28 protein-coding genes are annotated in these 23,212 nt (G+C 59.9%); 1 reads left to right on the top strand and 27 read right to left on the bottom strand.

Going from position 1 to position 23,212, the window contains the following annotated elements; genetic code table 11:
* Window positions 1-4: 4 nt before the first annotated feature.
* The 20 genes from ACTJJN_RS11830 to ACTJJN_RS11735 all read right to left on the bottom strand — a co-directional run bounded on the left by ACTJJN_RS11830 (window position 5) and on the right by ACTJJN_RS11735 (window position 16,704).
* Window positions 5-382: a TIGR03745 family integrating conjugative element membrane protein gene (locus tag ACTJJN_RS11830; RefSeq protein ID WP_102689200.1), complete on the bottom strand. Its 378-nt coding sequence runs from the start codon at window positions 380-382 to the stop codon at window positions 5-7.
* A 15-nt stretch (window positions 383-397) separates the two neighbouring features.
* Window positions 398-637 carry a TIGR03758 family integrating conjugative element protein gene (locus ACTJJN_RS11825; protein ID WP_102689199.1) on the bottom strand — a complete coding sequence of 80 codons (240 nt, stop codon included), beginning with the start codon at window positions 635-637 and terminating at the stop codon, window positions 398-400.
* Window positions 624-956: an RAQPRD family integrative conjugative element protein gene (locus ACTJJN_RS11820; protein WP_102689198.1), complete on the bottom strand. Its 333-nt coding sequence runs from the start codon at window positions 954-956 to the stop codon at window positions 624-626. Before ACTJJN_RS11820 ends, ACTJJN_RS11825 begins: the two co-directional genes overlap by 14 nt.
* Window positions 957-1,165: 209 nt before the next feature.
* Window positions 1,166-2,533 carry a hypothetical protein gene (locus tag ACTJJN_RS11815; RefSeq protein WP_207268629.1) on the bottom strand — a complete coding sequence of 456 codons (1,368 nt, stop codon included), beginning with the start codon at window positions 2,531-2,533 and terminating at the stop codon, window positions 1,166-1,168.
* Between the two features lie 124 nt (window positions 2,534-2,657).
* The gene (locus ACTJJN_RS11810; protein WP_102689196.1) at window positions 2,658-3,788 is read right to left on the bottom strand and encodes a beta family protein; all 1,131 of its coding nucleotides are present in this window, start codon (window positions 3,786-3,788) and stop codon (window positions 2,658-2,660) included.
* A gap of 10 nt (window positions 3,789-3,798) precedes the next feature.
* Window positions 3,799-5,010, bottom strand: coding sequence for an ImmA/IrrE family metallo-endopeptidase (locus ACTJJN_RS11805; RefSeq protein WP_256596930.1), 1,212 nt, complete (start codon window positions 5,008-5,010; stop codon window positions 3,799-3,801).
* Window positions 5,007-5,270: a hypothetical protein gene (locus ACTJJN_RS11800; RefSeq protein WP_102689195.1), complete on the bottom strand. Its 264-nt coding sequence runs from the start codon at window positions 5,268-5,270 to the stop codon at window positions 5,007-5,009. Before ACTJJN_RS11800 ends, ACTJJN_RS11805 begins: the two co-directional genes overlap by 4 nt.
* Before the next feature lie 196 nt (window positions 5,271-5,466).
* On the bottom strand, window positions 5,467-6,195 hold the full coding sequence (locus ACTJJN_RS11795) for a TIGR03747 family integrating conjugative element membrane protein (protein WP_102689194.1): 729 nt from the start codon (window positions 6,193-6,195) through the stop codon (window positions 5,467-5,469).
* A gap of 38 nt (window positions 6,196-6,233) precedes the next feature.
* Window positions 6,234-8,357 carry a type IV conjugative transfer system coupling protein TraD gene (traD, locus tag ACTJJN_RS11790; protein ID WP_102689193.1) on the bottom strand — a complete coding sequence of 708 codons (2,124 nt, stop codon included), beginning with the start codon at window positions 8,355-8,357 and terminating at the stop codon, window positions 6,234-6,236.
* Between the two features lie 9 nt (window positions 8,358-8,366).
* Window positions 8,367-8,786, bottom strand: a complete 420-nt coding sequence (locus ACTJJN_RS11785; RefSeq protein WP_102689192.1) for an integrating conjugative element protein — start codon at window positions 8,784-8,786, stop codon at window positions 8,367-8,369.
* Window positions 8,783-9,337 carry a glucosaminidase domain-containing protein gene (locus ACTJJN_RS11780; protein WP_102689191.1) on the bottom strand — a complete coding sequence of 185 codons (555 nt, stop codon included), beginning with the start codon at window positions 9,335-9,337 and terminating at the stop codon, window positions 8,783-8,785. Before ACTJJN_RS11780 ends, ACTJJN_RS11785 begins: the two co-directional genes overlap by 4 nt.
* Window positions 9,319-10,038 (bottom strand): TIGR03759 family integrating conjugative element protein, encoded by a 720-nt coding sequence (locus tag ACTJJN_RS11775; protein WP_102689190.1) that lies wholly within the window; start codon window positions 10,036-10,038, stop codon window positions 9,319-9,321. Before ACTJJN_RS11775 ends, ACTJJN_RS11780 begins: the two co-directional genes overlap by 19 nt.
* Before the next feature lie 10 nt (window positions 10,039-10,048).
* A complete protein-coding gene (locus ACTJJN_RS11770; RefSeq protein ID WP_102689189.1) occupies window positions 10,049-10,720 on the bottom strand; it encodes a hypothetical protein in 672 nt (223 codons plus the stop codon).
* On the bottom strand, window positions 10,717-11,226 hold the full coding sequence (locus ACTJJN_RS11765) for a PilL N-terminal domain-containing protein (protein ID WP_172455948.1): 510 nt from the start codon (window positions 11,224-11,226) through the stop codon (window positions 10,717-10,719). Before ACTJJN_RS11765 ends, ACTJJN_RS11770 begins: the two co-directional genes overlap by 4 nt.
* Window positions 11,227-11,356: 130 nt before the next feature.
* A complete protein-coding gene (locus ACTJJN_RS11760) occupies window positions 11,357-12,073 on the bottom strand; it encodes a hypothetical protein (RefSeq protein ID WP_102689188.1) in 717 nt (238 codons plus the stop codon).
* Window positions 12,074-12,138: 65 nt separating this feature from the next.
* Window positions 12,139-12,633 carry a JAB domain-containing protein gene (locus ACTJJN_RS11755; RefSeq protein WP_102689187.1) on the bottom strand — a complete coding sequence of 165 codons (495 nt, stop codon included), beginning with the start codon at window positions 12,631-12,633 and terminating at the stop codon, window positions 12,139-12,141.
* Window positions 12,634-12,699: 66 nt separating this feature from the next.
* Window positions 12,700-12,957: a hypothetical protein gene (locus ACTJJN_RS11750; protein ID WP_102689186.1), complete on the bottom strand. Its 258-nt coding sequence runs from the start codon at window positions 12,955-12,957 to the stop codon at window positions 12,700-12,702.
* Between the two features lie 67 nt (window positions 12,958-13,024).
* Window positions 13,025-13,555, bottom strand: coding sequence for an STY4534 family ICE replication protein (locus ACTJJN_RS11745; RefSeq protein ID WP_102689185.1), 531 nt, complete (start codon window positions 13,553-13,555; stop codon window positions 13,025-13,027).
* A gap of 742 nt (window positions 13,556-14,297) precedes the next feature.
* The gene (locus tag ACTJJN_RS11740; protein WP_102689184.1) at window positions 14,298-16,262 is read right to left on the bottom strand and encodes a DNA topoisomerase III; all 1,965 of its coding nucleotides are present in this window, start codon (window positions 16,260-16,262) and stop codon (window positions 14,298-14,300) included.
* Between the two features lie 97 nt (window positions 16,263-16,359).
* Window positions 16,360-16,704 carry a helix-turn-helix domain-containing protein gene (locus tag ACTJJN_RS11735; RefSeq protein WP_102689183.1) on the bottom strand — a complete coding sequence of 115 codons (345 nt, stop codon included), beginning with the start codon at window positions 16,702-16,704 and terminating at the stop codon, window positions 16,360-16,362.
* A 142-nt stretch (window positions 16,705-16,846) separates the two neighbouring features.
* Here ACTJJN_RS11735 and ACTJJN_RS11730 point away from each other — a divergent pair, with 142 nt between their 5' ends.
* Window positions 16,847-17,074, top strand: a complete 228-nt coding sequence (locus ACTJJN_RS11730) for a hypothetical protein (protein ID WP_086974480.1) — start codon at window positions 16,847-16,849, stop codon at window positions 17,072-17,074.
* Between the two features lie 94 nt (window positions 17,075-17,168).
* Here ACTJJN_RS11730 and ACTJJN_RS11725 read toward each other — a convergent pair whose 3' ends face one another.
* From ACTJJN_RS11725 to ACTJJN_RS11695, 7 genes are all read right to left on the bottom strand, one after another.
* On the bottom strand, window positions 17,169-17,597 hold the full coding sequence (locus ACTJJN_RS11725; RefSeq protein WP_102689182.1) for a single-stranded DNA-binding protein: 429 nt from the start codon (window positions 17,595-17,597) through the stop codon (window positions 17,169-17,171).
* 5 nt (window positions 17,598-17,602) lie between these two features.
* A complete protein-coding gene (locus tag ACTJJN_RS11720; protein WP_102689181.1) occupies window positions 17,603-18,097 on the bottom strand; it encodes a DUF3158 family protein in 495 nt (164 codons plus the stop codon).
* Window positions 18,094-18,849: a PFL_4669 family integrating conjugative element protein gene (locus tag ACTJJN_RS11715; protein ID WP_102689180.1), complete on the bottom strand. Its 756-nt coding sequence runs from the start codon at window positions 18,847-18,849 to the stop codon at window positions 18,094-18,096. The genes ACTJJN_RS11720 and ACTJJN_RS11715 overlap by 4 nt, the downstream gene beginning before the upstream one ends.
* A 151-nt stretch (window positions 18,850-19,000) precedes the next feature.
* Entirely contained in the window at window positions 19,001-20,218 is a 1,218-nt protein-coding gene (locus ACTJJN_RS11710; RefSeq protein WP_102689179.1) for an STY4528 family pathogenicity island replication protein, read from the bottom strand.
* Window positions 20,212-20,763, bottom strand: coding sequence for a DUF2857 domain-containing protein (locus ACTJJN_RS11705; RefSeq protein ID WP_019098991.1), 552 nt, complete (start codon window positions 20,761-20,763; stop codon window positions 20,212-20,214). The genes ACTJJN_RS11710 and ACTJJN_RS11705 overlap by 7 nt, the downstream gene beginning before the upstream one ends.
* A 16-nt stretch (window positions 20,764-20,779) precedes the next feature.
* Window positions 20,780-22,318 (bottom strand): ParB family protein, encoded by a 1,539-nt coding sequence (locus tag ACTJJN_RS11700; RefSeq protein WP_102689178.1) that lies wholly within the window; start codon window positions 22,316-22,318, stop codon window positions 20,780-20,782.
* Between the two features lie 14 nt (window positions 22,319-22,332).
* Window positions 22,333-23,211, bottom strand: a complete 879-nt coding sequence (locus ACTJJN_RS11695) for a ParA family protein (protein ID WP_102689177.1) — start codon at window positions 23,209-23,211, stop codon at window positions 22,333-22,335.
* Between the last annotated feature and the right edge of the window lies 1 nt (window position 23,212).

The raw sequence follows: 23,212 nt of genomic DNA, 5'->3' as shown, positions 1-23,212 counted from the left end.
GACCTCACAGGATCGTCGCGGCTTTGGTGAGGAACCACAGGATCACCACCACCAGCAGCGCGCCAACGCCGACCACCGCGCCGAGATCCTTCCAGGTCTTACGCTGGTTCTGCACGTCGGCGTAGACGGTGAGCGAATGCCAGGCCACGCCGAGGAAGGCGAGGGTGGCAATCAACAGACCGAGCAGGATGCCGCCGTCGTAGGCGTAGTTCTTGATGGTGTCGATCAGCCCCGAGCCTTCGCCACGAGACGGTGCTTCCATGGTCGGTAGGTCAGCCCAGGCGAACGTCGAGCTCAGCAGCGCCAGGCCACAGAACAGTACTTGCGTAGAGGATCCCCGCAACAAGGCGAGCGGGCGATGGCAACGAGGGGAGAGATTCATAGCAAGATCTCCTGATTACGACAGCATGAAAAACATCAACACGATCAGGGCGAGGGCCAGGCGCAGCGTGCTGCCGCCGAGCGCACCGAAATTGAGGTTGCCGGCCGCCCAACCGCGATAGCCGGTCCACAGGGCCCAGGTGCACCAGAGCAAGGCGAGCACCAGCACTGATGAGCGCCACAGCACTGAGCTGAGCTGCGGGGTGAACCCGGCCACGACCGAGAACGCGTTGAGTTGGGCGTCAGTCATGCTCATCGGATGCCTTCGCGAGGGGCGCTTCAGTGCGGTAATCACCGGTCAGATCGACCAAGTCAGCCGGCTGCGAGCGGGAGGGCGAAAGGTATTTGTGGATGCCTTGACGCATACGCTCGAGGTCCGCAGCGAACCTTGCATAATCAAAGCGGTAGCGAGCTCCTGCGGCGTCGATTGAGCTGCTACTTGCGCGGTGGGCCAACTGTTCGATGTAGAAAATCTGCCGCTCCACCAGTTTCAGGTCCGAGCGCTCGCGAATGTCAGCAGCAGCGGAAAGCGATACTAGGTAGGCAAGCAGCAGCAGGTAGGAAAAAATAGTCATGGCGAAATCCAGCGAGGAGTCTTTCTTTCACCTTAATGGCACAATCTGGCTTTGGCATGAGTTAAAAGGATGTGCAGATAATCGCTTATGTACGAGAGACTCTGATCTGCATTTTTTATGGTATCGATCTCAAAATTTGTTAGAAAAGATCGATTCAAAGATCGGTCTAGCTCCTGATTTGTTTCAAGCGAGTGCGCAGCATCAATAATTCAATATTTGGCGAATTCAGGGTAGGAGAAAAGCTGGCCGCTTCTCGCTTTTTCAATCCAGTGTAGAGAGGTGTCAAGGGTGTGTTTTCTAATAATGGTCTCAGCGAGATCCTTGTGGCCTAGGGCAAATAGAGAAATAAGGATGTTGGAGGCTGCGTTTGTTTTGTTGTGTATATGCATAAAGCTATCTCTAACTGCGGCAGGTCCACATTTGAATTCATGAGCTATTTCTTTGGATGCTAGCTCATATGCTGTGTCGTAGTACTCCGTGTATGTTTTATCGCGTGCGAAATAATATAGCGCATGTAGTCCTGCCAGAAAGTCGGGGGTCATTAGTTTTTCAAATTTGCTCCAGGTGGCCTGTTGTGATTCGGCTTGTTTTTTTATGTCATCAATAATGGATTCTTTTCTTTCCCAGTAGTCGATGCCGAGGCTTGGTTTTGATTCTTCTTCAGTATCACTATTTTGACTTGTCCAGTTTTCAAAGAAACTTAAGATTTGGTCTTCGGAAATTCCTTTGATTGGTAGTGGTGCGCCGATCAGGTATGATAAGAAGTAGTGATTTTTAATTTTATCAATGGCTTTTGTAAGGTCTCGGCTTCCGAGGTTGTATGTCTTCATCAGTTCTTTTTTTGTAACGGTGAACTGAGGGTGAGACCACTCGGACTTTGGAGGTAGAGCACGAGCTAACTCATAAATTTTTGGGCGAGACAGTTTGCTTGTAAAGGTCCCTTGTTGGTACTCCTGTTTAAGCCAGAGGTTGAGAGAGTGAAGGGTGTCGAGGTTTTTTTCTAGCTCGCCAAATTTATTTTTTAGAAGGAAGAAATTTATTAGCGCAATTTCAGTTAGGTGCTTTTGGCTTTCGTTGCTCACAGGGTAGCGGAATGTTTGGCCTGTGGCATCTACCGCTGCGATGTCAGATATTGTTGAGTTGATCGATTTGTTGACTTCGATATAGCGCTCGTCAAGAAGCTCCGATTGAGATTTAAAGAAGTTCCAAATATTTCCAATGTCGTGAGATCCTGATAGGTCGAAAACGAAAGGCTGGCTTTGGATTTCAGCTATGTCAGCCAACTCTTGGATTGCACCCTTAAGTCTAAGTTCGACGGAGTGGCGCATGTTGAAACAAACTGGGTATACAAGGTCGTCCACTGGTAAATCTAACCCGCGGCCCGCCAGGACTTGCTCAATCAAAATATTAGCGGCAGCAGAGAAGCCTTTGGAATACTCTATATATCCAGGGTTGCCATTATTTCCGACGCAGGCATTTGCCCAAGAGGGGTCCGCGCCGCTAAAAGTAGCGTTATTAGATGTTGTCATTGTTAATGCTCTATCAGTTGATGGAGGCGAGTTGCGGGTGTGGCGCATGCTCATTTGTCTAACTAAGGTGGTTAGTGTGTAGTGGCGGAATTTTGTTGTCGATGACGTCTGCATACATTGTTTGTGTTTCGCCAGTTTGGTTGCATGAAAACTGGCGGGTACCAATGTTGCGTCATGCGCGCTCTGTAATCGCAGCGAGTTGTAAAGCAAATTCGTAAATTTCGCTGGTTACGGACTTCAAGTGGTGGTTGGTGTCGTAGGCTATCCAGTTTGTAGAACTGCCGACAATTTTCCCAAGGCTGCATTGCATGATCTTGTTGTCGCCCCAGCTGAATTCGGGTTGACGGTAGTGAATTGAGTTAACAATTATCTTTGAGAGTTTCTGGCTTTGGGCATAGCCATCCTCACCTTTTACGGAGTGGCCGCGAGCAACGAAGTAAGCATTGTTTACCGTGTATCTTATCTTGACGTTCATGTTTGGGGCGATGTTGTCTGAAGCCCTTGGGTTTCTTACGCCGTAATCGCCGAAGTAAAGTTTTGCAGTGGGGTTCGCAGAAAGAAAGCCTTTCCAAGCAATCATTTCTTTTCGTTGCACCAAGCCAGTCGAGTCGCGGTCCTTTACGGCTTTCTCAATAGAGTCAGGGATGGAGCTCCCGCTCATGATTATGTCCTGGAATCCCAAAGTCTTCATCTGGCCATACGCAGTCTCAAGGAGCTCCATGACTTCCTGAATAGAAAATTTGGTAACATCGCCCATGTCAATAAGGACGGGTGTGGTTGATTCGATCAGTCCAGTACTGGCAATCATGTCCTCAATAACTTCTGCTAAGTGGTCTGGGTCTCCAAGATCTTCGATGGCCAAGCTGTCCAAACGAATACAAAAGAATGAACGATCAGGCAAAGTCATGGAGGTAATCGTTTCTCGATATTCGACTACCTCCCATCGGTCATAGCCGATTATAGGACAAACCAATACACCCAATTCGTTCAGTCGATTGCAGATGAAGCTCAGTACCTGCTCCCCACCCTCCGTTGTGAAATCAAGAGGCCATTGAGAAACGTCAACAATTACGTGCTTGCCTCTGAATATCTGCGCAATTTTATGCGCACGTTCATCAAGGTATTTTTCGAAAGGGGTATCGCTCCTCTTTCTGGCCGTCTCGAGAGCTTTTCCGTCTAGCTTTGTTATCTCGAAAATTGGTGTGCAGCGAGCCAGCGATGCTTTATCCAGCTTGCTCAGAAATGTTAAGGCTTCCAGCTCACCGGATTTGGCTCGAATGATAGGAAAATACTGGGTGTTCATATTTAACGCCTCATAGATTTTCGAGTTGAGCTCTTACCATTCCTTGGCCGATGAGATCAGTGAATTGGTTGTAATTACCAGCTTCTTTTCTAAGTCGGCCAGCAACTATTGCTGGATGTATGTTGAGTTCCTTTGCCAATGCGTTGATGGTCTCTTTGCTTGGCTTCAAGTACGCATCGGTTCGCTTCCATAATGACCTCGGAATGAATGCGTCACGTGCGATACGATTGGCCTCTGACTCTCTTTTGTCGGTGCTTGCGTGTTCTAAGTCGTCCAGGATTGCTTCGTTTGTGTCGTCAATGTGCTTCCAGATGTGGACTAGTTCATGCACTAGGGTAAACCAGAAGTTGTCAATCCGGTCGTACCTGAGGGTAAGTGCGATTATCGGAGTTCCGTCGATCTCTTTAAGGGCCGCGCCGTCCAGCATAGTGCCCTTTAACTGTGGTTCAATAATCACAGCTATGCCATGATCCTTAAGTAGCGATACTGCCATTTTAGGGCCGTCCTCAAAACGACTGAGGTGCACGATTTGCTTGATTAAAGAATCGCCAATCTTAGCTCTGTCATATGGTGGCAGCTCGCTTTTTATTTCGCGCGTTTTTTGGATTACTCTAGCAAGCCAGGCGTATAAGGCATAAGTTGTGGTGGGCGTAGGCGAGTCTCCGGCAAGTGTGCGGCGAAAAGAGGCCCCGCTTTCTTGTAGTCCCATGTCGGAAATGAAACCTTGGACTATTTCCTCTACAGTCTTCTTAGCCTTGCTGGTTATGTTGTCAATCCAGCCTCTAGCGACCATTTCTTTGATCGGAAATTTTGACCAGTCTACATTTTGTTTTTTATTATTGCCTTCGACTTCGTCAAGACCAATCAATGTGTCAGCGGAGATGCCGAGACCGACAGCAAGAGCTCGTATCATAGGGACTGTAAGTGGGCGCTTCCTAGCCAAGACCTCTGAAACTCGGCTCCTAGTGCCGAAGTAGGGTACTAAATCGGCTTGCTTAAGCCCCTTCTCGGTCATGCGAAACAAAATTGCATCAATAGGGTCTGGAGCCTCGACCGGATATTTTTGCTTCTCGTAATCTTCGATCAGCATCGAAAGTAATTCGAGCCTATCACTCTCCTCAGAGCCTAGTTTTGGAGAGGAAATTATCAGCGAATGCACTTCATTGAAGTATTCGAGGTACTGTTCCTCTGTTTTGATAATTTTCGGGCTCAACGTAATCATATTTTTTTCACTATAGCAGTGATGATTGCAATTCCTTGGGCAAAAGCAACCTTCAACTCTAAAAACTTGCCCGAGTCGCAGACAGAGAACAGAAAAGTATCTTCGGTAGTAGCAAGAGCACTCGGGAACTGCTCCAGCAGTTCCGATGGGATTTTCCAGCTTGCATGGTCGATTTCACTCACCCACACGCCAATCCACTTGCGGATGTGCTCGCTCTCTCCCAGCAGAATGGGTAATTTTTCTCTACCAAGCAATCTCATGATCGTAGCTTTGTTCCCAATTTGGGAACAAGGTATCTGAGCATTGGTTGTACGTCAATGGGGTGTTCCCAAATCGTGAACACCTCGTTTGGTAGCAGGAAGGTGTCGATGCCGAGAACCCGTTCCTGACTCACAGAACTCGCGGTGTTCAGCCCCATTCGGCGGAGATGCCTGTATCTGTGCATCAGGTGCATCCTCAAAGGTATTTTTTGAATGTCGCTGAGGTGAGGGCGACCATACAGCCCAGAAGAGTCGCGCATGGCAGTAACACCCAGTTGGGATTCAGCGAGCATGGTAGGGATAGGTAGATCACCCAAGGGCTGACTATAAGCGGCAAGAGTGTCCGCTTCGCTCGGTGGTACACGAAGCTGCTTTCGCGGCCTGCTCCGAACTTGCGCAGGTCACGGCGCATCAACCCATCGACCGCACCGGTGATTACAGCCAGCAAAAACAGCGGGGTGGCCAGGGTCAAAACGGCTAGCCTCACCACGAAAGTAAAGACCGTGAACAGAGCCGCCAACAGGTAGTCCTGCATCACAACGTAGACCTGCGCGAACTGCCCCTGCATTGACGCTTCTCGACTGAGCAGTTTCAGCTGTGCGTCGGAATGCGCCCATCCAGAGCGCACTACGACCCAGTTGTTGAGGTGTTCGAGGACCTTGGCGGTCGCTTGCGCCGGTTCTTGCACGAGCAGCGAATTCTTGAAGTGATTGCTTAGCCAGCCGAGCTCACTCAGCCACATGGCGTGGCTGTGATGCCAGCCCTGCTCGGGCCAGAACCAGAGCATGCCCACGAACTCCAGCACGATGGAGAAGATCAGCGAAGCGAAGAGCAGGCCGAGTAGCCGCAGACACAGCTCGAGCATGCCGAAGATGAGCCCCGGACTTCGCTGCGGGGGAGTTGGGCTGGCTGGGGTGGTCGACATATAGGCTCCAGAGTATCCGGTTGCACAAGGCGTGCTCATCAGGAGTGCCTGCGCCCTGGTGGAGGCATCTCGGGATCAAAATCGACTGTCGGCGCACCGCCAGCGCTGCTCCACCAACTCCCCGTATTGGCGTTGTAGGACTCGCGCATGCGCGCGGCCAGGGTCTGCAGGTCTGCCGGCATTTGGTCGTCACTGCCGGGTTTGGGCAGTGGCATACGCACTTTCCATAGCTGTCCGCCTTCCTGGAACGAGAACATCTGCCCCTTGGGCAAGGCGATGATGTGCGCCGGCTCGATCAGTGGTACGGCGGCGGTGGTAACCCGGTCCTGCGAGGACGAGGTGAAGTCAGTGTGGGCATCAGGATCGGCGGTGTCCGTCGCGCCGGAGACCAGGGTGCGGGTCTGCACGTTGACCTTGGGCAGTTGGTTGGTCAGCAGTTCTGCGGTGGCGGTCTCCCGTACCCGCAGCATCTGCAGGGTGTTGAAGTTGCCAATGACCTGGCCGGCCTTGGCCCGGTTGCCGATCCGAGCCTCGATGTCGCTCAAGGTCTGGGTGTAGGCAGTGACCTGGATACCGGCGCCGCCACCTTTGTTGATCAGCGGAATGAACTCGTCGCCCATCAGTTCGTTGAATTCGTCGGCGTGCAAGTTGATCGGCACCTTGTCCGCGGCGCTGGAGGAGCCTGGCAGCCCGTGGTCAATGCCGTGCTTGTAGATATGGCCGGCGACGGAGACCAGGTCGGCAAACATCGAGTTGCCGACGGCAGCCGCCACCTCGGCATCGGACAGCGCATCCAGGCCAACATACACGATGCCGCGTTTGCGGATGATCTGCAGCCAATCGAAGATCGGCCGTGGATCCTCCAGGTCGGAGTAGTTGGGGGCGAGCAGTTGCGCGGTCTTGCCGCTCGTGAGTTTTTCCAGCAGCGGCAGCAGCGAAGCCACGATCTTGTCGAAGTAGGTGCGGTCGTAGCGCACCGCCGAGCGCAGGCCGTCCATCACCGGATCGAAGATGCGCTTGGCGGTCAGGTACTGCTCGATGGCGACCACGCGTTTTTCTCGGCCGATCATGTGCCGCGGGATGTTCTTTTCGTTCAGGCGACCTTCGATCAGCACGATTGCTTCCCAGGCCTGCGGATCATGGCGGGCGAAGAAGTGCTGAGCGTACTCGATGAACAGCGCATCGATGTTCACCACATGCCGCTGGATCTGCAGGTAGTCAGGGCGCCGGCCGAGCTCGATCAACGCGCGGGCGATGATGTTGACGAAGCGCCAGGCGAACTCGCGAAACGCCGCCGAGTTGCCTTCGCCGCTCAGTTGGCCGGCGATGCGGGTGGCGACTTCGGAAATGCGGCCGAAGCGGCCGATGGCGTTGTAGCGGGCGGATATCTCCGGCCAGCCCAGGTGGAACACGTAGAACTCGTGCTCACGGCCGGCGCGGCGCGCTTCGACGTATATGCGCTTGAGCAGGTCAGCATCGCCCTTGGGGTCGAAGACGATGACTACTTCCTGGCTCGGCCGGTGGATATCCTGAGTGATGTACACCTCGGCCAGGCGTGTCTTGCCGACTCGCGTGGTGCCTAGCACCAGGGTATGCCCGACGCGCTCGCCCAGCGGCAAGCTGGCTTCCTGCTCCTTTGGCTCGACGCCGTGCAGCAGTGGCGAGCCGCCCACCGGCGGCAGTGGCCGCACCGGGTTGAATGGGCTGTCCCAGGCGGTCAGGCGGGGCAGCAGTGACAGCCAAGGTGGGGCCTTCTCCAGCAAGTGTTCCATCCGCCGCGCCCACTGGTGAGCGGCCGATTGGTTGACATAGCGGGCCAGCGCCGGGTCCTGCGCCTCGAGCAGGCGCTGGGTGTGCAGGCGAGTCCAGCGAAAGCCACGACCCATGAACAGGCGCTTGCCGCTTACCGGAATCTGCCGACTGGTCAGCGAGTAGCGCGGCAGGCGGCGGATATTGCGCCGATAGCGCAGGACGATCCGCGCCTCGTTGAGCCGCTTCAGGCCGAATGCGGTATAGGCCAGGGCCATGCCTGCCCCTACCTCGGGCGACAGGGCTACCGCCCAGGGCGAATGCAGGCACAGGGCGCCGGCGCCGGCGCAGATGCCCACGGTGTACAACTCCACCGCAGGGCGCAGCAATGACTCCATCGCATGTTCGCCCATGAGCCACCCTCACTGTTCCAGGCCGGTGGGCGTGATCAGCACCGGGTAGTGCTGCAGTTCCAGGCGCTCGGCGATGTCGTCGCCACTCACCGGCCAGATGTCCACCCCCGGGGCTGCCGCTTGGATGCGGCGCAACGCCGGGGTGTTGGCCACTTCAACAGCCAGGCCGCTGGCGCCCAACTCCTGCAGCTTCTGTGCATGCTGGGCCAACCATTCCAGAGAGGCGGCGTCGTGCCCGACCAGGAACAGCGGCGTCAACCCGGGCAGCTTCAATGTCCTTGGCGACACGGCACCGGGTGACAGGCGTGTGCTGTGTACGGGCAGGGCCCACGTCAGCGCGCGGGGATCGGGCAACTGGCTGGGGGCCGCGAGCGCGCCAACCGTCCACCAGAGACAAATACACAGCGTTACCCAGCACCGACAGTTCATGGCTGCGGCCCTCTCGGAGACGCCACGACCGCTTGTACACGCTGCCAGTGCTGGCTGAACTTGCGGCGGTAGCGCGCTGCAGGTTTACCGCCGGTAGGGCGGTGATAGCGGCCCGCCGCCATGACCCAGTCACCGCTGTCGGCGTAGTGGGCGCGCAGCAGCTCTGCCGTCACGGCCAGGTTGGCGCGAGGATCGAGAGCCTCGCAGGCGCTGTGGTAGCGGTCCGGGTGGTAGCCGAGATTGGTCTGGCCCAGCCCGACATCGATGCGCTTGGGATCGTGACGGATCAGCGCCTGTTTGAGTGCGGCACACGCCTCATCACGGCGGGCGAAACGCTGCGGCGTACCAGCAACATTCAGGGTCCAAGGCCAAGGCATGAGGTGACCTCGCAGCGGCGTGCCGCTCTCTTGGAGGGCGATGGCGAACAGCACGGAGGCGGGGATGCCGGCGCGTGCGGCAGCCAGTTGATACGCCGGCGGCGGCAGCGCGTCGGCGTGAACGGCCGTGGCGCAGGTCAAGGCCAGCGCCAGGATCAGTCGATGCGCTGCCATTTCCCGTCCACCTGCTGGTAGCGTGTGGGTAAGGGGCGGCTGGCGCCCAGGGCGAACCAGCGGCCACGGTCATGGTTGAGAGTGACCTGGCCACTGCTGACCTGGGCGGGGGTAATGCCCGCGCCCCGAGCCCACCGGCGTAGACGCGTATCGTCACCTTGGCTGCCGACCAGGTACACATCGAGGTGCGCGCCGCCACGAAGCCATTGCTGAGTGTTGGCGACACAGGGCGGGCAGCGTTCCTCCACAAACAGGGCAAAGCGGCCAGCGGGGGTAGGCGCTGGATCGTCGGCCATGCCCTGCACGGGCAGCATGCCCGGGAACAGTCGTGCCCAGGCGGCGGTGTAGGCCTTCTGGTAGGCCAACTCGCGCTCGGCGCGCTTGGCCTCGAGACGGACCTGTAGCTCGGCGTAGCGTTGCCGTTCCTGGTCCGAGTCGGTTTCCACGCCGAGGGTGGTGAGCGGGTCGAGCTGCGGCGACCAGTAGTGGCGGGGCCCAGCCTGCAAGCGCTCGAACTCGGCCCACTCATCCTCCGTCAGCCCCCAGGCCTTGGCCCGAGCCGCGTCGGATGCCTGCCGACCCAGTGGCATCTGTTCGCTGAACTGCGAAGCCGAGTCGATCAGTTTTGGCGCGGTCCACGCCAGTCCTGCGAATAGACAGGCGGGGAGCAGGATGAGCGAAAGGCGGGAGCACCTAGCCATAAGCACCTCGTCACGGCAGGGGCAGTGTGTGGTCGCCCTGTCCGGGGACATGGAACACCACCTGGTTCGTGCGGATCGCGCGCAGCTGCCAGCTGTTCAAGCTGTCGCCAGGCTGTAGCAAGTGCACGGTCGTCAGCGAATGCGCACCTTTGGGCAGGGCTGCCACGAACCTGACGTCACCTCGGGTCTCGATACCCAGCAGGGTAAAGGGCGGGGCCAGAGGCTTGGCCTTGGCTTTTGCACTGGTGAAGGACTTTACCTGTGCGTTGGTGGCCGCGGGCACAGAAGGGAGGGTCGACAGTTTCTCGAGCTTGGCTTCTGCCGTGGCCAGCCGATGTTCCAGTGCCGTCAGATCGCTGCTGCTCGGACCTGGCGGTGCTGCCTGGAGCGTCTTGAGCGAGGTGGCCAGTTCATCCTGCTGCTGACCGAGGGTGACCTGCGCCGCGGTGTGTCGACTTTGCGCCTCGCTCAGCGCGACTACCTGCGGCTGCAGCGTCGTGAGCTTGGAGGACAAAGCATCGATATCGCGGCGCAGGGCTGGCGCTGGATCCGCCGGGGCATTACGGGCCGCGGCTTGAAGTTCGGCCAACTGCTGGTGATGGTTGTACGTTTCGGCGGCGAGCACCGCAGCGCCCAGGCACAGGGCACCGACCACCAAGGCCTGAAAATGGAGGACCTTCATGGCGTGAGCTCCAGGGTCGAAAAGGGGGCAGCGGGCGATGGCACGCGCAGGGCGTAGCACACGGTCCGATCAACTGGATCGATGTCGAGTTGCCAGGCCGGGCCGCCGATGATGGTCAGGGCGTCCAGCAGCGAGATAGGTCCGAGCTGGTGCTGTACCGCGGGCAGAGGGCGACGGAACAAGCGATCCACCGCTGGGCTGTCGGCACACAGCGCGAAGCCCGAGCGGTGCAGCACGTGGCGCAGGGCTTCACCGACGGTGGCATGCAGGGCTGGCGCGATCTGCACGTTGACCAGTTGATACAGCGGTTGGCGCTGCTCCAGCGTGGGCCGGGTGGTGACGAGTGTGTAGCGGTCTTGGCGGACCCAGGCCGGAAGCGGGGTTTTCGGCTGCGGCGATACCGCCGGCAAGGCGGGTGGTGCCGTGGGGGCCGGGGCCGGCGGCGGTGTGCTACAGCCGGCCAGGACGGCCATCACGCCGATAGTGGGAAGTAGGGATGTTTGCATGACTGGGTCTCGACGAATGTTGCCGATACCATGGCGAAGACACGAGGCGAGTCCCCACTGGAAAACCGAATCCGGCGAGCCAGCTTTTCTGTCGGGCATCATAAAAAAGGCGCCCGGGAGGGCGCCTTGGTCATTCTTCGGTGAATAGCGGTAGTTCCCAGAGAGGTGCCGCGTCAGGATCAAAGATCAACAGGCGGATGTCCGCCTGGCCTGCCAGTAGGAGCAGCTTGAGTAACACCGGAGGGACACGGTCAGCGAGCATCCGCGCACTGACCTCGTCGGCGCTGCAGCTGCTGCCGCCGGCTTTAATGTCTGCGACCCAAGGCGTCGAATACAGCTTGCAGCCGACGGCATGGCTGACGTTGAGTTCGAAGCACTCGAAGAAGCTCGCCGGTGAATTGCACCAAGCGCACACCTGCAGGTACTCGAAGTCGTCTGCGGGCAGGTGGGCGCTGCTGATTTCCCAGCTGCGGCTGTAGTGCCCGGTGGCAAAGGACAGTTGTTCGATCAGGTTTTGCGCAGCTTCCACGTTGACGAGGTCGCCGATATGCATCGAGCGTCCGAGCTGACTACCCAGTATCTGGTAGAGCACGGTATTCACCAGGCCGTCGGCCGGGCAGCGCATGCGCAGAAACTCGGGTACGCATACACCATCGGTGATCACCGCGACGTCGTCATCGAACAGGCACGGCTGCAGGTTGATGGCTTCATTGGGCAGCTCGTTCTGAGCCGGGTGCAGCGCGCGGTAGCATGGAGGGCAATCGTCGGCATAGCTGATCTGCAGGACACGCTCGTAGCGCAAGTCTTGGAAACCGCGAAGAAACGGATTGGTATGGGAAGGATGCATGGTGGTTCTCCGAAAGTGCCGAGGCCACCCCGAACGGGCGGTGACCTCATGGGCAACGTGGGCTGTCACATCCAGCCGTACTCGGCCAACGAAAGCGGAGTGCCTTCGCCGACGATGATGTGGTCCAGGACGCGCACCTCGACCAAGGCCAAAGCCTCGGTCAGGCGGGTGGTGAGTACCCGATCGGCGCCGCTCGGTTCAGAGCAGCCGGAGGGGTGGTTGTGGCTGAAGATCACGGCGGCGGCATTGTGTTCGAGTGCCTTGATCACCACCTGGCGTGGATACACGGAGGCACCGTCAATGCTGCCGGTGAAGAGGATGTCGAAGCTCAACACACGGTGGCGCGAGTCGAGGCAGAGCAAGGCAAACACCTCGTGGTGGTAAGGGGCGAGTTGCAGTTTCAAGTAGGCTGCGGCATCGGCGGGGGTTATCAGCACCTCGCCGCGCTGGAAGTGACGTTGGTCCAGCAGCTGCAGGGCCTCGGTGATCAGCGCATCCTCACGGGCGCGTTGGGCCAGTACCGAATCGAGCGGGTCAACCAGGTTCAAGGCGGTGTTCATGGGCAATTCCTCGTGGCAGATGGAGCGCCCCGTGGGGGAGTGCCCCAGGCTGGTTTAAGTGCGTGATCAAAGGCGCGTGAAGCGATGTCGCGTGCCATGCAGCGGGCTTTGGCAGCCCTCGCACGGTTGCATCGAGAAGGCCTCGATACCGGCGCCGGTCTGCGGGTCGAAATCGGCGCTCAGCGGTAGCAGGGTTTGCAGTTGGGCGGGCATGTGGATGATGCGTTGCTCGACTTCAGCCTCGCTGTAGTACAACGACAGCGCGCTGAAATCGTCGTAGGCGACCGCCTGCAGGCAGTCTTCGCAGAGCCAGAAGCTTTCCATGGCGACCTCCGACGTGAATGAACAACAGGCGCTCATAAGAGCGCCTGCTGCGGGCGGTCAACCTGCCTCAAGCAGATTGGCGTGCGGCGGTGGATTTGCGTGCAGCGGGTGGAGTTGGCTGGCCTTGGCCAGTGTCACCGTCCACCTGTTCCGACTCTGCTGATTCAGCAGCCTCAGGGGCGGCGGCGTCGGTGCGCGCTGGCGCACGGTAGCTGAATTGGCCATCGACTTTGATCCACTCGATGAAGATCAGTCGGCCTTTGAGGCTGGCGCCGGGTTGCCCCTTGCGTTCGCCTTTCTCGTACATGAACGGATCGACCCAGAGGTCGCCGATGCGAAACGCGATAAGGACCTTGCGTTCAGCGCGGACGTCTTCCAGGTGTTCACGGATCAGCCGGTCGGCTTCACCGCTGGCGACCTTGCAGTCGAAGCGGGTGTACTCAACGTCGTCCGAGGCACCGTGCAAGGCAGCGATGTCACAGGCCATGAACGCTTGGCCGCGGCGAACCGGGACTTCGCGAACACGGTTCAGGTAACCGATGCCTTGGGTGTGCAGGTTGAAGTAGGTGGTGGGGGCGTTATTGCTTGCAGTCGTCATGATGGAGCTCCTGTTCAGCAGAAACGCGGACATCCACCGGCCCTGGCGGCTGGTGAGTTCCGCAAGGGGAGGTGCAAACACATGATCGGTCGAGAAGGCGCTCATCACCGATGGGACGGTGACCGTGCGAGCTGCCGAGCGCGAGTCGCACTTTGGGTAAGAACCACCCGATATGGGCGTAGCCTTGAAGGTCCTGGCTACCTGGGTGCTGTCAACGACAGCGAGGTGCAGCTCATCTATAAAACGCTGCAAAAGGCCCGTCAACCGTGGTCTGCAGGCGGTCTGGGCGGGCGGAATCGGGTGGCTTTCGGTGGATTGTCGGCGACGAAAAAATAGCCCGACGGTCATCAGGCTAGGAGGAGTTGGACCACCCTTGACCCGGCGATGTGGCACCGGAGTCCGTCGCAGACCTCCACTGCCGATCCATCTGGATCAACCGACCCTTGTCGTGGCCTGGGTCGGAATCAACTGGCACGCATCCGCGTACAAAAGGTGCCCAGTGTTTCGCCGGCGGGCACCGGAGCTGAGCATCGTCGCCGAAGCGGATGACCCCTGAGGCCTGATGCAAGCCGCACGGGTCATCCACCTGGAAGACTTGCAACGCTGAGAAGTCATCCGCAGATGCGCTGAAGTGTGGCTCCGAACTCTAGGAGTCTGACCGAGCTGCCCGGAGCGAATCGGTCTTGGTCGCCAAGCGGCGAGAGGCCAGATCACTACACCAGCGCTATGGTGTGCCGTCAAGTCATGCGTTTTTCGCCCGCTTGGGCTTCGCCACCGGTTTGGTGCCCTTGCATTCGGGGTAGCGGTTGCAAGACCAGAAACTGCCGGTGCGGCCTTTGCGCTGGCGCATGGTGCTGCGGCAAACCGGGCAGAACGGCCCCTTGCTGGGGTGCGGGCGCAGGGTGAGTGTGGCGTTACTGCGCACCAAGCGGGTCAGCCACTCTGCCTGCTTGGCGAGAAAGGCCTCGACGCTCAGCTGGCCCGATTCGATGCGGTCCAGCGCCTGCTCCCACAGCGCGGTCATGACCGGATCGGCCACCTCCGGCGGCACCGCTTCGATCAAGGTATGCGCCGCAGCTGAGGCAGCTAGGCTGCGTTTCTTCTTGGTCAGGTAACCGTGATCGATCAGCCCCTGAATGATAGCCGCGCGAGTGGCCTCGGTACCGAGCCCGCAGCTGTCCTTGAGCTTCTGCTTCAGGCGCGGATCGGCCACCTGGTTGGCGATGGTTTTCATCGCTTTGACCAGCGTGCCCTCGGTGTAGGCCTTGGGCGGCTGCGTGCGCTGTGCGTTGAGCATGGCGTCGATCAGCGCCACCGTCGCGGATTCACGCAATGTGGGCAATCGCTGCGCCTGTTCGGCCGGCTCGGTGCCGTCGGCCTCGTTGATGACTGCCTTCCAGCCGCGGACCAGGATCTGCTTGCCGCGCGCCACCAGTTGATCTGCCTGGCTGTGCAGCAGCGCCTGGGTTTTCAGGTACTCGTGCTCGGGCATGAACTGCGCGAGGTAGCGTGCGCGAATCAGCGTGTACACCGCCCGCTCGCGCTCGGAGAGCTGCGCCAAATCCAGCGTGACGGCGGTGGGAATGATGCCGTGGTGCGCGGTGATCTTGCTGCTGTTCCAGGCGCGTGAGCGGCGGCTGGGGTCAACCTCTTTCAGAACTGCCCCCAACGAGGGTGCAGCGGCGAGGGCGTGGAGCACGCGTGGGACTTCATCGAGCATGCTCTCCGGCAAGTAGCCGCAATCGCTTCTCGGGTAGGTCGTCACCTTGTGGGTCTCGTACAGGGCCTGGGCAGTGGCCAGGGTCTCCTGTGCACCCAGTCCGAGCTTGGCCGAGCAGATCTCCTGCAGCGTGCCCAGGTCGAACGGTAGCGGCGGGCCTTCGCGCACGTGCTCGACTTTGACATTGTCGATCTCGGCGGTGCCGGCTTGAATGAGGCGTCTCAGCGCCTGCTGTGCGGCGGTTTCGTCAATACAGCGTCCAACCGCATCGCTGACCGCGGCCGGGGGCTGCCAGCGCGCTTGAAAGCGGATCCCGTCCTGCTCCATGTGAGCATCGACGGACCAGAATGGCTGTGGCGCAAAGCTGGCGATCGCCCGGTCGCGCTCGACCACCAGGCGCAGGGTGGGCGTCTGCACACGTCCCACCGGCAGCAGGCCATCGAAACCGGCGCGGCGGCCGAGCAGGGTGAACAGCCGGCTCAGGTTGATGCCGACCAGCCAGTCGGCACGGGAGCGAGCGAGGGCGCAGTGGTACAGCGACAACGTCTGCTCTCCCGGGCGCATGGCGCTCAAAGCCCGGCGGATCGACGCTTCATCCAGCGCGGACAGCCACAGGCGCAAAATCGGCCCCTGGTACTGGCAGCGCTCGAGAATCTCCCGGGCGATCATCTCGCCTTCGCGGTCGGCGTCGGTGGCGATGACCACCTCGCTGCAGGTGCGCAGCAGTTGGCTGATCACCTTGAGCTGGCCAGCGACCTTGGGCTTGGCTACCAGTTGCCAGCGGCTGGGGATGATCGGCAAGTCTTCCAGTGACCAGCGCTTGTAATCGCCATAGGTCTCAGGCGGCGCGGTCTCCAGCAGATGACCGACGCACCAGGTGACGGTAATATTCGGCCCTTTCAGGCAGCCATCACCGCGGCGGCTGGCCTGCAGCACCTGGGCGATGTCGCGGGCTTGGGATGGTTTTTCGCAGATGAACAGGCGCATGCGCGGGCCCTCTCGGTGGGTACCGACAGGGTGAGGGTGTTATCGCGGAAGGCCAGGGTAAATCCGAAGGTGCCGCGTTCATATCGGCGGAGGTGCATCACTTGCGTTGCGCGAGATGGCTCGCCAGCGCTTTCAGAGATTCCAGGGCGAATTGCTTATCCGCATCATCGAGCTCCTTGATGATCGAATTAATCTGCACGCCTAAGTCCTGCGGCCGAGGGCTGATCGCGAGCAGCAGTTCATCGGCCGGGCAGCCATACAAGTCGGCCAATTGCAGCAGCTTGGAAACCGAGAGTTCAACGAAGCCTCGTTCCAAGCGCGACACCGCTTCGCCAGAAATCTGCAGATGCTCGCCGACCTGTGTCTGGGTCAAGTGCCGGGCACGGCGATACTTCGCCAACTGGCGACCAATGTGATGTGGACTAGGCTCTTTCACGGGCAATGGGGGCGCTCTTCAATTCGACCTATATGGTCGAACAGCACCCCAAAGATATGAACGACTCAAAAGGTTGACTAACAACCCGATGAGGCGTATCACCGAAAAAAATATGGATGTCTCGACCGTCATCACGGAGGCAACAAACTTGCACGTATCCCACCAGAGTGAGGCAGATGCGTTAGCGATCAAGGCCTACGAGCTATTCATGGCCACCCATCTGGAACCGGACAAGGAGCAGGCTCGGGCCCGGCTAGTCGCCTGGGTTCAGGAGAGTCCGCTGCACTGGCGGGCATTCCTTGCCCTGGACCAGTACTTGGCGGAAGTGAAGCAAATGCTGGAGCATGAGCGGCGCAAGAGCGCCCGGCGAGAGTGAGTCAAGCGGCAGCAGCCGGTGTTGCCCGCTGAGCTGCCTGTACGGCTCCAGTGATATCGCGCTGCGGGCGGCGATTCCACTGAGTACCACGCACTTATCCGGATTTGCGTGACGCTTTCTTGCCTCCCCCCTTGCGCGAATTGCTCGCGTTGTCGCTGGCTTTCTCGCGCATGGTCACCGAGGCCACGCGGTGCGGCAGGATACCGATGCGCCGCGCCTCCACCTTGAACGTCACGCGGGCGTTGTCCTCGCTGTCCTCCCATTCCTCCTTGACCGTGCGCCCCTCGACCAGGACGCGCATGCCTTTCTGGTACAGCGTGGCCCAGTGCTCGGCGTCGCGGTTCCAGAGCTCGACGGGCGCCCAATAGCCACCGCGGTCCTCGTAGCCGCCTTCGCGTGGTACCGGGTTGTCGAAATAGACATTCAGCCGCAGCAGGCGGCGCGGCTCATCCGGGTTGGTGTTGAACTCCTGATACTCAGGAACGCTGCCGATGTTGCCTTCACCAACAAACAAAGTACTCATGCGGGTTACTCCTCGGTGGGGGAACGGGTCAGGGCGAGCTCGGCGGCCTCGAGCTTGCTGGCACCAGTGATGGCCTGGCGATACAACGACTGCAGGCTGCTCATCTGCAGGTTCAGCACCACACGGTTGGTCTCCAGCTGATACAACGCCTGCCGCAGTTCCGGGTGCAGGTGCGGCTGAACCATCGCCTCCTGCCATACCTCCACGCCCATGCGCAGAAAATCCGGGCTGCGCCAGCGCAGGAAATCAGTGCCCGTCGCGCTGTGCTGGACGACCAGGCGCAGGTCCAGCAACGAGAAGGGGGGCTGGGCCATGATCGCCAGCATCACCGCCATCAACTCGGCGACCTGGGTGCGCAGGCGCAGGATCGTCTCGGCGAACTGCTGCAGCTCCCCCTTACCCTTAAAAGGCTTTAAAAGGCCTTTTAGGGAGGCACCCTGTGCGAACTCGCGATAGGCATCGGCTGACAAACGCCGGGCAATGGCTTCCGCCAGGGTCATGCCTCACCCCCGTCGTTCGGGGTGTCGGCTGTGGGCTGCTCTTCGGCTTCCGGCGGATTCGGGCTTTCGATCTCGGCGTGCGCGTTACTGCGGGCGATCGGCGGGGCGAACTGAGAGCGGCGCGTCCCTTCGAGAATGTCCTGCGGCAGGACGCCGAACTTGTCGATGGCTTCGCGGGCGCGGGCGTTGTTGGCGGCCATGTCGTCGCGGCTCACCCCCGCCAGGCGGTAGCGCTGCGCCAGGCCAAACAGGCTGCGCAGCAGATGCGCCCCGCCATCGATCCAGGACTCCATGTCGCCCCGGCCGATCAGCGCTGTGTGGTGGGCGAGCAGTACCCGCCGGACCAGGGTGTCGTAGTCGGTAAGCAGGTAGATCGCCAGAAAGCCCAACTGGCTGCCGATGAACAGCGGCAGGGTGACGGGGTGGATATTGAGGTTGTCGCCGACATCGACTTGCGTGGGCAGGGCCCGTTCCACGCGGCTCATTTGCTGCGTCAGCGTGGCCATGTCGAGCCTGGCCTGCAGTAGCTTTTCCTCCAGCTGCAACATGAACCAGTCCGCGTACGGGTCGCCTTGGCTGCTGGCGTGTTTGAGCAGGTTGGTGACGCTGATGTAACCGGGCATGCCCAGGATCGGATGTACCCCGTCGCGACCGCTACGCCCCTGCCACAGCCGTGCCGCATGGTGGGTGTGCAGAGTGAGGGTGATGCTGCTGCGCAGGGAGCCCAGGTTGAGTTGGTAGTGATCGACCATCGCCAGTACCTCGCCGTCGGAATGACGCCGACGATGGGCCTAACCCTGACTGGCGACGCGAATCATCGCGAAGGTGGTGCGGTCACATTTCCAGAAGGGTGGACGTTGTTGGAATCTATGGCATTGGCATTATATCCACCGAGTTCCAGCCCTATGTCGCCGCAGTGATCCCCCGACAACGTTGTTTCAGTTCCTCCAGGCAGGAGAGGGCGAGTGGCGAGGCGGTGCGCTGACCGCCGCGCTTCGTTCGTTCGCGGGACGGCTCCTCCGACGCTGGCTTGGCTGGGCGTGAAGCAGGGTTTGAGGATTTCTCTTGCTCGGTACGCGCGGCCCAGAGAGTGAACTTGCCCTGGCAAGCGCGCTTGATCAAACCCATTAGATAGGCGACGGGTTTTCGGATCTCTCCGCGGGCGCAGCGCACCGCCGCTTCGTTGATTACCGCTTGTTGCTGTTCCGGCTCGAGCTGACGCATTGCCTGGGAGGCCATGCGCCGCTCGTTCGGGTTCAGCGGTAAATCTTCGGGCCACCGTGCTCGACCAAACTCTACCTGCCCCAGTACCGTACTTTTTTTGCTTTGGTTTTTCTGTACTGTACGGCCAGCGTCGGCATTCCGAACCATAGCCAAATCCGCTGTATTGCCGCAGGGTTCGGGATCTGTTGCGCCAGCCGGAGAATTCCGAACGGGGCCGTGTGCGCCAGGTTCGGAATCCTCTGTCTTTGTTTCAGCGTTCATCAGCGGCAGCGTTTGCTGTTGGACCGGTGGCAGCGAGCCGATCTTGTCCTTGTCGACTTGAGCGACTTGCGGGTCGGCCTGGATCTCGGCGATCACATGCCGCGCCACGTCTCGGACCCCTTTGGTGGCATGAGAGAGGTTCTGCTGCAGCAACGCCGCGTAGCCGCTATCCAGTTCCAACTGCTCGGCCGCGGTCAACGGATCGCCGTGCAGCACGTAGACGCAACCGCGCAGGCAGCCGTTGGCATCGCGTGAGCGTTCCACCAGGCTGAGCCAGCGAGTGGTGCGTAAAACGTTGAGTGCGCGGGCGATGGTTTCGCGCGAAGCCTGGGCGCCGCAGGGACTGGTCGCCAGGTAGGGCTGCAGGTCCTGATAGCGTGGCGTCTTGACCCTACGTTCGGTGATCAGCCAGCGCAGTACCTGCCAGGTGTTGCGCTCCAGTGGCGTCAGCCGCCGATCCAGCAGCAAGGTCTGCGGCAGCGGATTGTTGTCGCCGTAGTAGATCGTCCGCACCGCCGGCTCCTGGGTGGAAACAGCCAGTTTGCCGTTCGCCACATACCACTCATTTCGGCGCCTAAGGGCGTCGTAGCACTGACGCACCACGTCCTGCCAGTCGACCTCGTAAAAGCTCAGCATGGTGTGCCTCCATACAGTTCGATCTGTTGCCAGACCAGGGTCAGGCTGATGTGTTGTTCCTCGGCCAGCATCATCATGGTGTCCAGCGGATCGTTGTCCGGATCCTCCGTGCGCAACTGGCTCCAGCGATTCCACACCGCATGCTCTTGCGCTTCACTGAGCTGGACCGGCCGACCGCGGTGCGTCTCGATCTTCAGCACACGTCGGCGCAGCGCGGTTTCAGAGTGGTCCAGGCCGAAGCAGCGGTACATGATGTTGGAGCTCGCGCCCAACTTGAGAGCACGATTGATCAGCCGCTCGTTCTGTTCGTCGCGTTCGGCCTGAACGATCAGGCGGCGCAATACGGTGATGTCGACCTTCACCTCGACCCAGGCGATCGATGAGTGTGCCAGGTGGGACAAGGTGGTCGGCGGTAGCGACTGCAGCACCTCAATGTCTTCGTCGGCCAGGCCCAAGGCCTTACAGCGCTGCAGACGCCCATGGCGCAGCTCATGCAGCACTTGGTTTAGCATGGCATGGTTCAACAGATTGAAAGTCGTGCTCATGAGGTGGCTCCTCACGTTATCGAGTGGACGACAGCGTCAGTTCGATCAACTGGCGGGCGTGGCGGATCAGCGAGAACAGCTGCTCCAGCTGGGCATCAGGAAGTCGTTCAAGGCCCACCGTCAGGGCTGGACGGTCGGTGAAGGGCAGGTCGTAGACGCCGATCATCAGCTGACCAAACAGTGCAGCCGGCAACTGCTGACGTTCCTTCCAGGTCACGTCGTCCTGCAGGCGCAGCAGTGCCGAGAGCAGCAGCTGGATACCGGTGTGCCGCGAGCTGAGTCGCTCGCCATGCCCCGGTGAAAGCGTGAAGCCCAGTCCGTCCACGAGGGGGCTGACCATGTCGCCGGCGTCTGCGTAAGCGGCAAGGTCGGCGGCCAGGGCGGCGCAGCTCGCGCGCAAGGCGCTGATCTTTTCCAGTGACGCTGCGCCTGATGGCGCCGTGACGATCGGCGTCGGAACCTCCTCGACCTCTTCCAGAAGCTTCTCCGGTAATGGCTCGTCCCCCAACGCCTGGCGTATATCGGGCAGGCGTGGTGCTTGCGGCGCCGAGAGGCCTGCATCAGCTTTTGTCGGCTCGGGACTGGGTACCGCAGTCGGCGCTTCTGGCGGATGCACAGATGAAGGCGAGGGCTTTGCAAGCTCACCCGCTGAAGGGGTCGGAGGGGTATGAGTGCTGTCGGCTAGGGGCAGCGAGGGGCGTTGTTCCTGGTGCAGCTCCAGAGCCAACAGACGAGGTGTCTGCTCCAAGGACACGGACATCCTGGCAATCAATTCATCCTGCAGCTCACTCGAACTCAGTTCCGGCTTTTCACCGTCGAACGCTGACAGAACCTCGAACCACAACAGCGGGAATTGCTCAGGAGCACCTAAGTACCGATTCCAAATCGACTCCGCTCGCCGTCGCAAACTGATGAGGCGCACGATGCCAGATTTGCCCAGGCCCGCGTACAGCATCTGCGGGATGGCTGGGAGCAGATGTTCGAGCGCGTCGAACATGCGGCTGATGTGTGACTGTGAGATGGGATAGCCACCCTCACTCAAGCGCGTCGCGAGCTCGCGTTGGGTGAGGCGAGTGTCCGGGTATTGGAACATGTCCTGGAGCTTTGCCACGGCCAGAGCCCGTTCGATAAACGTCAATTGGCCGTGCAAGTCACTCTCGGCCAGGTGCCCGAGCAAGGCATGTGACTCCGATTGCCACGGACGGAACAGGCAATGGATACGGAAGAAGCGCTCTTCGCGCGTTTCCTGCCACAGTTCACCGAGGATGCTTAGACGCGTGTTACCGCCGTTGCGGATGATGAAGTGCGGCTCATCGGGACGGCGGGTGATCGCAGGTGGCTGATCCAGGCCACGCTCGCGGATTGAGGCCTTGATGTCGTCATAGAGCGGGTTGCGCACCACACGCGGGTTGAGCTCATATGGCCGCAGTTGCTCGAGACTAACCACAATCGGTGTATCGCCAACGGGGGCCACGGCGAGGTCGCGGTCGTGGTTTTGCGGAAAGTGCGCCTGTTGCAACTGACGCGTGATGTCTTCGGAGGTTGGTGGCTTCATCACTCATCCTCCGATCAGACGCGACGGAGCAGTTGCTGCCCAGCGTCAGTCAGCATGCCGGGCGCACGGGCGGCGAGCGCATCGACCTGCTGGGCCCATTGCGGGAATAGCTCGATGGCCAGGCCGCACATGACCTCTGCGGCGCAAGGGCTGCGGCTCCCGGACGGTGGAGTTATTTCCACTCGGTGCACGGGGAGGCCGAGCGAGGCGGCATTGGGATAAGCCACACGGTCGGGGATCACCGTGCTGCAGACGCTGACATGCGGATCGGTCTGAAAAGAGGCCTGTAGGCTCTGCATGATCAAGCGCGTATCGCGGCGGTTGGCATTGACCTGGTTGAGCAGCAGCTTTACCGACGGCAAGTCAACGCCCAGGTAGCGGTAGGGTTCCAACTCTTCGAACAGACCCAGCGTACCCCGGCGCAGCTCTCGTGCGGCGAGCATTTCCGGGGGGACCGGACACAGGGCGCAAGAGGAGGCAAGAATGACCATCTCCACGACCACGCTGCGTGCACCTTGGGTGTCGATGATCAGTACATCGTAATGCTCCTCGAAGGCAGGCAGCAGGTTGCGCAGGCGCAGACGGCCATCGGCCGCGTGCAGCAGCAGGGTGTTGATGTGCCCGGCGCGGTCGTTGGAGACAATCAAATCCAGGTGCTGAATGACAGTGGCAGAGATCACCTGATCAGGCGCCGTGAGCCGCTGCGCGATAAGTTCGTAGCTACCGGCCTCACATGCATCGCTCATGGTGTAATAGCTGGACAGCGTCGGTTGGCTGTCCAGGTCCAGTAGCAGAACGCGAAGGCCGGCATCGGCGAGCACGCCGCCGAGGTTGGCGGCGACGGTAGTCTTGCCCGCGCCGCCCTTGGTCGAGATCAGCGAGAGGACTTCCATG

Origin of the sequence: Pseudomonas sp. 22515, assembly GCF_052044625.1 — a bacterium.
GTDB lineage: Bacteria > Pseudomonadota > Gammaproteobacteria > Pseudomonadales > Pseudomonadaceae > Aquipseudomonas > Aquipseudomonas alloputida.
This window is presented reverse-complemented; position numbering and strand designations above follow the sequence as displayed.